Source organism: uncultured Bacteroides sp. (genome assembly GCF_910578895.1).
GTDB lineage: Bacteria > Bacteroidota > Bacteroidia > Bacteroidales > Bacteroidaceae > Bacteroides.
Map to the genome: position 1 here is coordinate 1 of NZ_CAJTSC010000032.1, position 13,939 is coordinate 13,939.

At 52.3% G+C, this 13,939-nt stretch carries 11 protein-coding genes; 6 read left to right on the top strand and 5 right to left on the bottom strand.

The annotated features are described in order from the left end of the window. The first annotated feature begins 450 nt into the window (after positions 1-450). From metG to QZ327_RS09235, 4 genes are all read left to right on the top strand, one after another. Positions 451-2,493, top strand: coding sequence for a methionine--tRNA ligase (gene metG, locus QZ327_RS09220; protein ID WP_294618784.1), 2,043 nt, complete (start codon positions 451-453; stop codon positions 2,491-2,493). A 115-nt stretch (positions 2,494-2,608) separates the two neighbouring features. Then, entirely contained in the window at positions 2,609-4,276 is a 1,668-nt protein-coding gene (locus QZ327_RS09225; protein ID WP_294618785.1) for an RNA-binding domain-containing protein, read from the top strand. Positions 4,277-4,471: 195 nt separating this feature from the next. Continuing rightward, on the top strand, positions 4,472-5,923 hold the full coding sequence (locus QZ327_RS09230; protein ID WP_294618786.1) for a lipopolysaccharide biosynthesis protein: 1,452 nt from the start codon (positions 4,472-4,474) through the stop codon (positions 5,921-5,923). Beyond that, on the top strand, positions 5,920-7,239 hold the full coding sequence (locus QZ327_RS09235) for a glycosyltransferase family 4 protein (RefSeq protein WP_294618787.1): 1,320 nt from the start codon (positions 5,920-5,922) through the stop codon (positions 7,237-7,239). The genes QZ327_RS09230 and QZ327_RS09235 overlap by 4 nt, the downstream gene beginning before the upstream one ends. 59 nt (positions 7,240-7,298) lie before the next feature. On the opposite strand, the gene QZ327_RS09240 is transcribed toward QZ327_RS09235, so the two are convergent. From QZ327_RS09240 to QZ327_RS09260, 5 genes are all read right to left on the bottom strand, one after another. Further along, positions 7,299-7,796 carry an HAD family hydrolase gene (locus tag QZ327_RS09240; protein WP_294618788.1) on the bottom strand — a complete coding sequence of 166 codons (498 nt, stop codon included), beginning with the start codon at positions 7,794-7,796 and terminating at the stop codon, positions 7,299-7,301. Between the two features lie 43 nt (positions 7,797-7,839). Beyond that, entirely contained in the window at positions 7,840-8,700 is an 861-nt protein-coding gene (locus tag QZ327_RS09245; RefSeq protein ID WP_294618789.1) for a glycosyl transferase family 2, read from the bottom strand. Beyond that, a complete protein-coding gene (locus tag QZ327_RS09250) occupies positions 8,697-9,740 on the bottom strand; it encodes an N-acetylneuraminate synthase family protein (RefSeq protein ID WP_294618790.1) in 1,044 nt (347 codons plus the stop codon). The genes QZ327_RS09245 and QZ327_RS09250 overlap by 4 nt, the downstream gene beginning before the upstream one ends. A 229-nt stretch (positions 9,741-9,969) precedes the next feature. Beyond that, positions 9,970-10,722 carry an NTP transferase domain-containing protein gene (locus QZ327_RS09255; RefSeq protein WP_294618791.1) on the bottom strand — a complete coding sequence of 251 codons (753 nt, stop codon included), beginning with the start codon at positions 10,720-10,722 and terminating at the stop codon, positions 9,970-9,972. Next, complete coding sequence (locus tag QZ327_RS09260) at positions 10,719-11,570, bottom strand: hypothetical protein (protein ID WP_294618792.1); 852 nt, start codon at positions 11,568-11,570, stop codon at positions 10,719-10,721. The genes QZ327_RS09255 and QZ327_RS09260 overlap by 4 nt, the downstream gene beginning before the upstream one ends. Before the next feature lie 303 nt (positions 11,571-11,873). Between QZ327_RS09260 and QZ327_RS09265 the strand changes: the two genes are divergently transcribed. Together QZ327_RS09265 and QZ327_RS09270 are read left to right on the top strand one after the other, a co-directional pair. Next, positions 11,874-13,139 (top strand): glycosyltransferase family 4 protein, encoded by a 1,266-nt coding sequence (locus tag QZ327_RS09265; RefSeq protein ID WP_294618793.1) that lies wholly within the window; start codon positions 11,874-11,876, stop codon positions 13,137-13,139. Continuing rightward, the gene (locus tag QZ327_RS09270; RefSeq protein WP_294618794.1) at positions 13,132-13,878 is read left to right on the top strand and encodes a glycosyltransferase family 2 protein; all 747 of its coding nucleotides are present in this window, start codon (positions 13,132-13,134) and stop codon (positions 13,876-13,878) included. The genes QZ327_RS09265 and QZ327_RS09270 overlap by 8 nt, the downstream gene beginning before the upstream one ends. Positions 13,879-13,939: the final 61 nt, after the last annotated feature.

The following is a 13,939-nucleotide window of genomic DNA, read 5'->3' on the forward strand; positions in this document are numbered from 1 at the left end:
AAACAGACCGGAAAGAAAATCAAAAGAAGCCGAAGAAGACTTTTTGAAGAAAATTTAAACAGGCTCTTAATCTTTCTTTAAAAAGAATGCCCGAAAGAGTATACCGATACGGCATGTTGCACTGCAAGGAGCCGGAGGAGCTATCAGCCGCCGGCCGGTTTAAGCGCTAAAGCCGATGCCCCGCAACGATGTCGTACACAAGGGCATCGGCTCTAACTCCTGTAAACAAAGAAACCTGTTCTATTTATTCCTACCCCTTTGGGAATATATTCTTGCCTGCAGGCACGGCTTCTTCAAGAGCCGTGCCGCCCAAGTATCCATCCCTCTTTTTGTAGGTTTAACAGAAAACCTCTATCTTTGCATATCCTAAAAAGCGTTCATAACAAAAGAGATACAAGAGGACGAGAGCCAAGGAAACAAGAGAAGAAACTTTAATAACGCAACTATAACATGGAAAAGAAATTCAAACGTACCACCGTGACGTCGGCACTGCCCTACGCCAACGGTCCCGTTCATATCGGACACCTGGCGGGCGTCTACGTGCCTGCCGACATCTACGTCCGCTACCTGCGGCTGAAGAAGGAAGACGTAGTCTTTATCGGCGGTTCCGACGAGCACGGAGTGCCCATCACCATCCGCGCCAAGAAAGAAGGCATCACGCCGCAAGATGTGGTAGACCGCTATCACACGCTCATCAAAGACTCTTTCAAGGAGTTCGGCATCTCGTTCGACGTGTACAGCCGCACCTCCTCGGAGACGCACCACAAGACGGCTTCCGATTTCTTCCGCAAGCTGTACGACAAGGGCGAGTTCATCGAAAAGACCAGCATGCAGTATTACGACGAGGAGGCCAAGACCTTCCTTGCCGACCGCTACATCACCGGCGAGTGCCCGCACTGCCATGCGGAAGGCGCATACGGCGACCAGTGCGAGAAGTGCGGCACGAGCCTCAGCCCCACCGACCTGATTAATCCGAAAAGCGCCATCAGCGGCAGCCAGCCCGTGATGCGCGAAACCAAGCATTGGTACCTGCCGCTCGACAAACACGAGGCATGGTTGCGCCAATGGATACTGGAGGACCACAAGGAGTGGCGCCCCAACGTGTACGGCCAGTGCAAGAGCTGGCTCGACATGGGACTGCAACCGCGCGCCGTGAGCCGCGACCTGGACTGGGGCATCCCCGTCCCCGTGGAGGGTGCCGACGGCAAAGTGCTCTACGTGTGGTTCGACGCTCCCATCGGCTACATCAGCAACACGAAAGAGCTGCTGCCCGACTCTTGGGAGAAATGGTGGAAAGACCCCGAGACACGTCTCGTCCACTTCATCGGAAAGGACAACATCGTGTTCCACTGCATCGTGTTCCCCGCCATGCTGAAGGCGGAAGGCAGTTATATCCTGCCCGACAATGTGCCGAGCAACGAGTTCCTGAACCTGGAGGGCGACAAGATTTCCACCTCACGCAACTGGGCAGTATGGCTGCACGAATACTTGCAGGACTTCCCCGGCAAGCAGGATGTGCTGCGCTACGTGCTCACCGCCAACGCTCCGGAGACGAAAGACAACGACTTCACCTGGAAAGACTTCCAGGCACGCAACAACAACGAGCTGGTAGCCGTGTACGGCAACTTCGTGAACCGCGCCCTGCAACTCACCAAGAAGTACTTCGACGGCGCAGTGCCCGCCGCCGGCGAGCTGAACGACTACGACCGCGAGACGCTGAAGGAGTTTGCCGATGTAAAGGCAGAGGTGGAAAAGCTGCTCAACGTATTCAAGTTCCGCGATGCGCAGAAAGAGGCGATGAACCTTGCCCGCATCGGCAACAAGTACCTTGCCGACACCGAACCGTGGAAACTTGCCAAGACGGACATGGGGCGCGTGGCAACCATCCTGAACATTTCCCTGCAACTGGTGGCAAACCTCGCCATCGCCTTCGAGCCGTTCCTGCCCTTCAGCAGCGAAAGACTCCGCAAGATGCTGAACATGGAAAGCTTCGACTGGGCTACGCTGGGAAGCACCGGCCTTCTGCCCGTAGGGCATCAGCTGGGCACGCCCGAACTGCTGTTCGAGAAACTGGAAGATGACATCATCCAGGCGCAGGTGGACAAGCTGCTTGCCACCAAGAAGGCAAACGAAGCGGCAAACTACAAGGCAAACCCCATCAAGCCGACCATCGCTTTCGAGGAGTTCGAGAAACTGGATATCCGCGTAGGTACGGTGCTGGAGTGCGAAGCCGTGCCCAAGATGAAGAAACTGCTGAAGTTCAAGATTGCCGACGGGCTGGAGAACCGCACCATCGTGAGCGGCATCGCGCAACACTACCGGCCGGAAGAGCTGGTGGGCAAGCAGGTGCTGTTCATCGCCAACCTGGCTCCGCGCCAATTCAAGAACGGGCTGGTAAGCGAGGGCATGATACTCTCTGCCGAAAATCATGACGGATCGCTTGCCGTGACATCGTTGCTACGCGAGGTGAAGCCGGGCAGTGAGGTGAAGTAATTTTTATTCAAGGAGTCATCGGGAGTTAGAAGGAGTTATCAGCCGGCATTGCCGGCCGCCAACTCTTACCAATTACCGATAACTCCTGTTAACTCCCCACCCAAATACCAACCGAATGACAACCCAAGAACTGATAACATTATTAGAGGCATTCATCCAATTACCGGGCGAGAATGAAGTTGTAGAGTTCAAGAAAGCCCAAAACGGATTCGACACGCAAAAGTTAGGAGAATACTTTTCCGCACTTAGCAACGAAGCCAATCTCGGACAGGAAGAATTTGCCTGGTTGTTATTCGGCATCCACGATAAGACCCATGCCGTCTTAGGCAGTTCATACAAACCGACACGCCCCTCACTCGATGCCCTGAAAAGAGAAATAGCCGAAGGAACCAACTGCGGCATCACTTTTACGGAAATACATGAAATAGCGTATCAGGGAAAGAGAGTACTCATGTTTCAAATCCCTGCCGCCCCCACAGGCATCCCCACTTCTTATAAAGGACACTTTTATGGCCGTGACGGAGAGTCTCTCGTCGCACTAAGCCTGCACAAACTGGAAGCCATCCGCAGCCAAAGCAAGCAGACGGATTGGAGCGCGCAAATCATTCCCCATGCAACCATCAATGATTTGGACGAACAAGCCATTGCGACAGCCCGCTCCCTCTACATGGCAAAAAACAGGCAAAATGCCGCAGAAATAGCTACATGGGACACTCCTACTTTCTTAAACAAAGCCAAACTGACCATCAAAGGCAAAATCACCAATGCCGCTATCGTCCTTTTAGGCAAAGAAGAGAGCGAGGTACTGATTTCTCCTGCCGTAGCCAAGATACGCTGGATTCTAAAAGACTCTCAAGGAATGGAGCGGGACTACTTAATCAAGAGTTGCCCTTTTATTCTCTCCATAGAAGAAATCTATCGGAAAATACGTAACTTGAAGTACCGTTACATCAATCCGGAGTTCCGCACCTTGTTCCCCGAAGAAGTAGACACCTACGAACCTTACGTCATACGCGAAGCCATCAATAATGCCGTAGCACATCAGGACTACACACAAGGAGGGCAAATCAACGTGGTGGAATACGAAGACAAGCTTGTTTTTACCAACAAAGGCGGATTTATCCCACAATCCATCAGCAATGTCCTGAAAGACGATGCGCCGGAAGAAGTCTACCGCAATCCTTTCCTGGCTCGTGCAATGGTAGGATTGCAGATGGTGGACACGATAGGAAGCGGCATCAGAAAGATGTTCAATTTCCAAAGGCAGCGGCTGTTTCCCCTGCCGGACTATGAGATTGAAAAGAACAGAGTGCAAGTCACCATCATCGGAAAGATACTGAATATGGAATATGCCAACATCTTGGCCAAACGCCAAGAATTGACATTGGCAGAAGTGGAAACACTAAACCGGATACAATTAAACCGCTCCATATCCAATGAAGAGATTTCCCATCTTAGGAAGAAAAAACTTATCGAAGGAAGAAAGCCGAATGTGTTCATAGCCAAAACCGTAGCACAACAACTGGATAAAAAAACGGATTACTCAAATAACAAAGGATTTGAGGACGGATATTATTGTGACCTGATAATGAAAGCATTGAAGGAACACAATGTGCTCACCAAACAAGAAATAACCAAGTTGCTTTGGAAGAAGTTGCCGGACATACTGAACGAAGAACAAAAATATCATAAAGTTACCAACCTGCTGACCAAACTACGCTTGCAGAACAGGATTGTCAATCAAAGACAAGGAAGTATCTCATACTGGCAGATTAAAACATGATATCATCCGAAAGTTATCCCTAAAACATCCGAGATTTAAATGAGATTTAAATGAGATTTAAATGAGATTTAAATGAAAACAAAATATAATACCCTAATAATAAACAACATACACACCTATATTTACGAGCAATTTAAATGCGATTTACGAACAATCTAAACGCAATCAGACAATATTCTAATTATCAATCAAGCAATGCCAGCAACATCACTTAAAGAAAAGACAGCCAAAGGACTCCTGTGGGGCGGCATAGGCAATGGCGCCATGCAATTGCTGAACCTTGCCTTCGGGATATTCCTTGCCCGCCTGCTGACCGATACGGACTACGGCATGGTGGCGGTGCTCACCATCTTTTCCGCCACTGCCAGTATTTTTGCCGACAGCGGCTTCGTGACGGCCATCGTCAACAAGAAGACAGTCAAGGACGAAGACTATAATGCGGTGTTCTGGTTCAGCCTTTGCATGGGCATCGCGCTCTATGCGCTGTTGTTCGCCTGCGCCCCTCTCATCGCCCGCTTTTTTGAAGTCCCGGAGCTATGCCCTTTGGCAAGAGTGCTCTTTCTCGGTTTCCTGTCCGGCAGTTGTTCCACAGCTCCTTCCGCCTATCTTTTCCGCAACCTGATGGTGAAGGAGCGTAGCCAGATACAAATCACTGCCATCATCCTCTCCGGAATCACCGGTATCACTCTTGCTTATTTCGGTTTCGGATATTGGGGCATCGCACTGCAAACACTCCTTTACGCCGGAAGCAACACCCTGCTGCTTTGGCTGCGCTGCCCTTGGCGGCCCAACCGGCATTTCCACACAGCCCCCCTGCGCGAAATGCTTCCGTTCAGCCTGAAGATATTCTTCACTACCCTGTTCACGCACATCAACAACAACATCCTCTCCTTGCTGATAGGAAAGTTCTACACGATTGCGCAAGCGGGATACTACTCGCAGGGAAGCAAATGGACCACTATGGGATATTCCACCATCTATGGGATGATCAACAGTGTGGGGCAACCCGTATTCCGCGAGGCATACACCGACACGGAACGACTTCGGAACATCTTCCGCAAGCTGCTCCGCTTCACCGCATTCATAGCATTTCCCGCCATGCTGGGACTTGGCATCATCGCCGAGGAACTCATCACCATCACCATCACCGAGAAGTGGCTGCCGTGCGTGCCTGTGATGCAAGTGCTTTGCGTGTGGGGTGCTTTCATGCCAATAAGCACGTTGTACACCAACCTGATGAACAGCATAGGCCGCCCCCATATTTACATGTGGAACACGATAGCATTGGGAATCGCCCAGCTCCTGCTGGTATGTTTCAGCCATCCTCTCGGCATCCATACGATGCTGGTGGTATATACGGCTACCAATGTGGCGTGGCTGGGCATCTGGCATTACTTCGGACACAAGCACATCGGGCTTTCCCCGCTTTCCCTTCTGAAAGACATTGCTCCCTACCTGCTTCTGGCCCTGTGTTCGTTGGGAGCCGCCCGTTATGCCGCCTCTTTTTTTACGAATGTCTATGCAACGCTCGCCGTCAAGATAACCGTAGCGGCTTCGCTCTATGCGGCAGCCCTATGGAGACTGAGGTCGAAGATATTCGAGGAGAGCATCCGTTTCCTGTTCAAACGCAACAACCGACCGTTATGAAAATACTGATTCTTACTCAAGACATTACCGTAAAGGAGGTGTCCAGAAACTACAACACGGGATTCTCGCTTATGGTGGTACAAATAGCCGCCGCCCTTGCTGCCGAAGGCGCCGAGGTATTCGTATCTTCTTCTTCACTGACCAACGACACCATCGTAGTCCGTTCCGAAAAGGGAGAAAAGCGGTTCGTCCTGCTGGAGCGGAAGATAAGAAAACTGCTTACCTGCCTTCGTTGGAAAGATGCGCCGCGTGCCGTGCGCCATGCCCTGTCCTCGCACAAGATGCCCACGGTGCGGCGTCTCAAACTACTGAAGTATACAGCCAGCATCGGCTTCAACATACGTCTGATACAAGAGACCAATCCGGACGTAGTATTCATCCACTCGTTAGGACCGGAGACGCTCCCTTTCATCACCGCCGCCCTGCACACGCGCAAACCCTTCGTGCTTGCACTGCACGGACTGTTTCACGACCAGCCCGGACCGGACGATTTCAGCACGCAAGGCGAGATACAGTTGTTGCCCGAACTGCTACGGGCAGGCATGCCGCTCACCGTGGTAGGCAGCGGGATGCGCGGCAAACTGCTCAAGCTTTACGGGTGGAAAGAGTGCGGCAACATACACGTTGTCCCGAATGCGCTGAATGATGACGCGGATGAAGCCGGCAACACCGACAATGCGGAAAATAGCGGTAATACCGACGGGTGCGCCAATTCCGGCGATCCCTGGACACGGACATACCGGATACTCTCCATCGGTAACCTTTGCGAGCGGAAAAACCAGTTGCAGACGTTACGGGCATTCGCCCTCTTGCCGCCCGGCATCAGGGAAAACAGCCAACTGTGCCTGATAGGCAAAGACACCTTGGGCGGTGCATTGCAAAAGGAAGCGGAAAGATTGGGCATCGACCAATGGTGCACCTTCACCGGAAGCCTGCCGCACGATGAAGTGTTCCGCTGGGCAAAGAAAGCAAGTGTCATGGTATTGGCAAGCAAATCCGAGGGTTTCGGGCTCTCCATCATCGAAGGATACCGCTACGGAGTACCCGCCGTCTGCTTCAACCTCATAGATGCTTTTGAGGACCTGTACCACGGGGAGTGCATGACACCGGTTCGCGAATACAGCGACGAGGCGCTCTCCAACGCCATCCGCGAGACACTGCTGCGAGAATGGGACAAGGAGTTCATCCGTATGTTCGCCCGGAAATTCAGCAATCATGCCATGGCGTCTGCATACATCAATGTCTTGCGGCAGGCACAACCCGCCGCGCTCACGGAAAGGGATTTTAACCGTCTGGCAGACAGGTTCCTGTCATAACTTCCCGCCGGAAGCCGGCAACTGGCTATGGGAAATGCTATGAAAAGCGTTATAGAGTGCTATGAGAAGTGTTCCAACAGTGGTTCCAACGCCCCGTTGTCGCTCAGCAGTTTCTCCACAAACTCGCGGAAGGCACCGAAACCTCCATGCGCGGCAGTGACGTACTTCACCTCGCGCTTCACATACTCGGGGGTATTAGAAGGGGAAGCGCTGTAGCCCACCAGCCGCAGCAGCGGCAAGTCGTTCAGGTCGTCACCGATGAAGGCAACCTCGTCCAGCGAGATGCCCAGCTCCGCACAAAGCGCCCGCGCCTGCGCCACTTTGTCCTTCACACCCAAATAGCAATACTTGATTTTCAGTTTGTCGGCACGCTTCTGTACAATCTGTGTGTTCTCACCCGTCATAATGGCTACGGGGATACCCAGCTCGCGCAGGAAAATCACACCCCAGCCGTCTTTCACGGAGAAACGTTTCATCACATCGCCATCGGCGGTGTAATACATTCCGCCATCGGTCCACACACCGTCTATATCGGTAATAACTAACTTCGGTAACATACTTTCTTCAATCATTTAAAAATTAAAAACAAGGGAAATCCTATCAGGCACGTTTGCCCAACCTGCCGCGTTTCCCATCGCGGAAACCATCCCAAAGGGCTTTCCACTTAGCAATCTTCTGTTGTTCATACAGAAGCACAAAGACCATACGTTTATATAAATGATAACGCAAATGGGCTTTCAAATTTAACTTTTCAGGATAAAGCCTGTGGAGAATTATACCATTCCGCACATTGTAATAAGTACGCGCCGGAGGATATTCGTTCGGGAAAACTTCCTTGCCCAACAGGCGGTGTTTCTTTTTCTGATATCCCAGGTCGTGCTGCAACAGAATGTTTTTGAAACAAACGGTACGCACCCCTTTCCGTGCCGCACGCCAACAATATTCACAATCGATGCCCCAAACAAACAATTCGTCCATAAAGACGCCCAGTTCTGCAAACAAGCCAACCGGGTAAACAGTGCCGGAAGTCATCGCGGAAGAGACCTCATCAATGGTGTCCGTTACGGGATAAAGAGAAGAACGTTGAGACTTGATAAAATAATTCACAGAGAAAATAACCCGCCTGTCTTCTCCATAATCCTGAATGGACTTCCGGTATCGTCCGAAGTCTCCATCCAGGAAAAAGCTGTCTTGGTCCAATGTCAGCAGATGCGTATAGCCGTGCTCACGGGCATAGGCTACGGCATCGTTCAATGCAGCACCGATGCCTACATTCCGACCGCATCCCCGATACTCCAAACGTTCCGGATGGCAGACACCCGCCAAAGAAATCCGTCCTGCGGCATCTGCGGGCGTATTGTCCCACAAAAGTAGTTTATCCACTTGCGGCAGGCAGCTGTTGATATTCCCGACCAAGTCCTCACCCGGATGATAGAGGACGACAACGGCAAGCAATCTCATTGCGCAATCAATGAGGGATAAACAATCTCGTTGCGCGGTATCTCCTTGAGCACGCGATGCCCCACCACCTTGTCGCGCTCCGCCCACTTGAAACCGTCGCCCGGGCTGAGCAGGTGGATATCCGCCTCCGTGATGATGTCGCCGGGATGCAACGCCCTGTTTGTGGCAATGGAACGTTCCAGCTTCACCTTGGCGGCAGAGACGGCAGGGTCTATATAGAGTTCTTCCTTGCCCAACCAATGCTCGGCGATGCGGATGTCGCGAATCATGCGGTTTACGCCGTCCGGCCCCAGGGAGCCTTGCTGGTCGGTGCCTTTCATGCGGCGGTCTATGGTGACGTGCTTCTCTATAATCTCCGCACCCATGCCTACGGCAACCACCGGGGCGGCAATGCCGATAGTGTGGTCGGAGAAGCCTATGGGATATTGCCCGTAGTGCTGCTTCAGATAGGCAATCGTCTTCAGGTTGAGATTGTCGGGGCGGGTGGGATATTGCGACACGCAGTGCAGTATGGATATATCGCTGTGATAGCGGGTGATGACATCCAGCGCATCGTCCAGTTCCTTCTTGCCCGCCATGCCGGTGGAGAGGATGATGGGTATCTTGGTCTCTGCCATCACTTCCAGCAGCGGCAGGTTGGTGAGGTCGCGGCTCGCCACCTTCAGGCGGTCGGGCGTGAAGAGTTTCAGCAGAGACATGCAGCCCTTTGAACACAACGTTTCCACGAAATCCATGCCCAATGACTTGGCGTGCCTGTACACTTCGAAGTGCTCTTCGTCCGTCAGTTCCAGACGGGCGCGGTGCTCGCCGTAGGTGCTGCCGAAGGAGTGGGGTGAGTCGTACGGACGGTTCATCTGCGAGTCGGTCAACTCTTCATTCAGGTCGCGTTTGGTCATCTTCACCGCGTCCATAGGGCGAAGTTCCAGATTAAAGACCTCTTCGCGTACAGGACGTGACACCAGGTCGACTATCAACTTGGCTATATCGACGGAACCATTGTGGTTCTGTCCGATTTCTCCGATAATGTATGTACTCTTCATTCGGCAACTGTTATTTATATTTACTATCATCAAGTCTATCTTCCACCCCTGCCACAACCTATTGTAGCAAGGGTCACAATGAGTCAGGGAGTGAATGGCATTCAGTCAGTGAGTCAAAGCCTTTCAGTCAGGGACTGAATGGGACTCGGTCGGCAACTGTTTCCGGCCCCTTCCGGCAATGTAATCTTTTTTCCTTTCCCAAGAAGTTGCCCCGTAATGAGACCGGAGCTTATTTCTCGTTTCTCGCTATGTTTTCCAGCATTTTGTCCCTATACTCCGGATGCGCCTCCACCAACCGGAGCAGGGCGTGGATGCTACGGTCGGTCTGCTCGTAAAAGGTGGCATAAAGCTCTTGCAACAGGGTGAAATCCTCCATTGTGTCGAGCGTAAAGCGGAGGTCCAACCGCCCTTCCAGTTCATCGGGCAACGGAAGCAGGCGGACACTGAAGGCTTCGGGATGTGTATAGAGATAAATCGTAACGTGCTCTATGTATAGTTTTTCCTGTGTAGCGGCAGCGGCACGGCGAAGCGCGTCGGCGGTTGTCAGTTCGGCAAACAAACCCAAATGGGATTTGATAGTGGGGCGACCGTCTGCAAAGCCGTAAGCGATATAATCTGCCGGACGGGCATCGTGCTCCTCGAAGAACACCCGGAACGTGTCGGGCCGCAGGAAGGGATTGTCCGAACAGACGCGGACAAAACGGTCGAGACCGAATGCGGCGGCGGCACGGATAAAGCGGTCGAGCACATTGTCCTCGTCTCCCCGGTAGCAGCAGATGCCTGCTTCGCGGGCAACCTCCGCCAGGACATCGTCCTGCGCACGGTCGGTGGTGGCAAGGACAATTGTCTTGCCGGCGCATGCCTGCTTGATATTGGCAATCAGTATGTCAATGATGCGTTGCCCGCCGTAAAAGGGGAGCAGTATCTTGTTGTGCAACCGGGTGGAACCGGTGCGTGCCTGAATGATAATTCCGTCTTTCATAACCTCATCCGTTTAAAAGCGTCTATGTAGCTGCCGGGCGTGATGTTAATCACCTCCTTACCCAAGCGGCGCGCGTATGCCTCGAGCACGAAGTAGGATTTGAACGCCACGTACATGTGATACATTATCGTATAGAGCCGCGCGCTACGCAGGTTTTCCTGCTTCACCGTTGCCGCCTGCGACTTGTTTTGGTCGTAGAAATGCTTCTGGTGCATCAACACCACGTTCTCGTCCGTCACCGTGATTTCCGGCAACCAGGAGTGGTCGGCGCCCGCCAGGTATATCTTCTTGAAAGGCAAACGCAACCCTATGGCGATAGAGGGTATCAACACGTTGTGCGGACGGGGCACGCCCCAGCCTTTGCGGAAGATACAGTTGCAGAAACCTTGAAAACCTTCAATCGGGGTAGTATTGTAGATATAGAGCCTGATATGAGGGTTGCCTGCCAGAAGCGGTTGCCACTCTTTGCTCTTCAGGGCGCGGGCGGGGACAAAAAGACTCATATCCCATGCGGTCTTCTCCGCCAAGGTCCGGAACAACTGTACGCGCTTTTCGGGGACAATCCAAAACAGCGGGTCGGCAATCAGATAGATTTCGGGACGGAGACGCTCGAACATGGGCGAGGTGACACAGAAGTTCACTGCCAACAGGGTTTTTCCTTTGATGAAATCTGCCGATTCTTCTACCGTGCGGTTCAATGAGGGACCATTGGCAAGTATCAGCAACTCGTCCGGATTGCCAAACGATGACGGCAGGCGTGTACGCCACTTGGATTGCAACAATATCTTCACTATGCTAAGAAAGCACTGCCAAAGCTGCCCCGACCATTTCAAGATTTTCTCTTCCATACTCATACATTTTCTTCCGGCAAGGATAAATCCGCATTCTCCCGCCTTCGTTTCCGCGTTTCCGGCGTTGCAGGTTCTTTCCGCCCCGGCAAAGATAGGGAGTTTAGCCGTGACAGACTAAAAAAACGGAAGATTTATGGAGCGGAAAGCGGCAAAAGCAGTACTTTTGTATCAAAGATATTGGAATCCTAAAGACCGGCGAGAGAAACCTGATATTCCAAAATGGAACTTCAAGTAAAGAAAAAACGCTGTCCGGTTCCATCGGCTATAAAGCCATTCAAGACAGAAGAAAGAAGAAGAATTATGAGAGTATTACTTATCAATACATCCGAACGCATCGGCGGGGCCGCCGTAGCCGCCAGCAGGCTGATGGAAGCGCTCAAGAACAACGGCATCAAAGCCAAGCTCCTGGTGCGCGACAAGCAGACCGACCAAATCACCGTAGTCTCCTTGCGCTACGACTGGCGCATGGTATGGAAGTTCGTCTGGGAGCGTATCGTTATATGGAAAGCCAACCACTTCAAACGGGATAATATCTTTGCCGTCGACATTGCCAATACGGGAACGGACATCACTTCGCTTCCGGAGTTCCAGCAGGCAGACGTCATTCATCTGCACTGGATAAACCAAGGCATGCTGTCGCTCAAGAACATCGGGAAGATACTCGCTTCGGGCAAGCCCGTGGTATGGACCATGCACGACATGTGGTCCTGCACCGGCATCTGCCACCACGCCCGCGAGTGCACCCGCTACCAGCAGGAGTGCCATAACTGCCCGTTTATCTACGGCAACGGGGGCAAGAAAGACCTCTCCCACCGGACTTTCCGCAAAAAACAAGAGTTATACCACGGACGGCACATCAATTTCGTGGCATGCAGCCACTGGCTGGAACGCCTGGCAAAAAAAAGTACCTTGCTCGCCGGACACACAATCACCTGCATTCCGAATCCTATCAATACCAACCTGTTCAGACCGCGCAACAAGCAAGAAGCACGCCACAAGTACAAACTGCCGCAGGATGCCAAACTCGTACTGTTCGGTTCGGTAAAGATTACGGATAAACGAAAAGGCATCGACTACCTGACCGAATCGTGCAAACTGCTGGTGGAAAAGCACCCGGAACTGAAAGAAAAGCTCGGTGTCGTTGTCTTTGGCAAGGAGTCGCAACAATTGGCAAACTTACTGCCTTTCAAGGTCTATCCGTTGGACTTCGTGAGCAACGAACACTCATTAGTGGACATCTACAATGCGGTAGACCTTTTCGTCACCCCTTCGTTGGAAGAGAACCTGCCCAATATGATTATGGAAGCCATGGCATGCGGCATCCCCTGCGTGGGCTTCAACGTGGGCGGTATCCCCGAGATGATAGACCACCTGCACAACGGCTATGTGGCGCAATACAAATCTTCGGAAGACTTCGCCAACGGCATCTATTGGGCATTGACCGACCCCGACTATGCCGTCTTGGCAGAACAAGCCTGCCGCAAGGTGGCAACCCACTACTCCGAAAGCACCATTGCCAAGAAATATATCGACCTGTACAACAAAGCCATCGGAAGAAATGTATAACCGCCCTACCCCGAAATTCAGCATCATCACCGTGACCTACAATGCCGAAGCGGTATTGGAAGACACCATTCAAAGCGTTATCTCGCAAACCTACCGCCACGTGGAGTATATCGTTGTGGACGGTGCATCGAAAGATAAAACGCTGTCCGTCATAGAGCGTTACAGGAACCACATCGCACAGGTAGTGAGCGAACCCGACAAAGGACTGTACGATGCCATGAACAAAGGCATCCGGCTTGCCACGGGCGACTACCTCTGTTTTCTCAATGCCGGCGACAGTTTTCGTGAAGATGACACGCTGCAAAAAATGGTACATACGCTGCCGGGAGGTGAACTGCCCGATGTGATATATGGCGAAACGGCACTGGTGGATAAAGAGAGGCGCTTCGTCCGCATGCGCCGGCTTTCCGCCCCGAAAACACTGACGTGGAAAAGCTTCAGGCAAGGGATGCTCGTCTGCCACCAGGCGTTCTTTGCCAACCGCAGCCTGGTGGAACCGTACGACCTGAAATACCGCTTCTCCGCCGACTTCGACTGGTGCATCCGCATCATGAAAAAAGCGAAAACGCTGCACAACACCCATCTGACCCTCATCGACTACCTGGACGAGGGCATGACCACGCGCAACCGGAACGCTTCGCTGAAAGAGCGCTTCCGCATCATGGCGCGGCACTACGGATGGACAAGCACCGTGGCACGCCACGCCTGGTTCGTGCTGAGGGCGGTACTGAAAAAATAGGTATCTCTTTGTCGCATAACATACCGTCCCACAAATGTGCAAATATGCCGTAAGCGATATA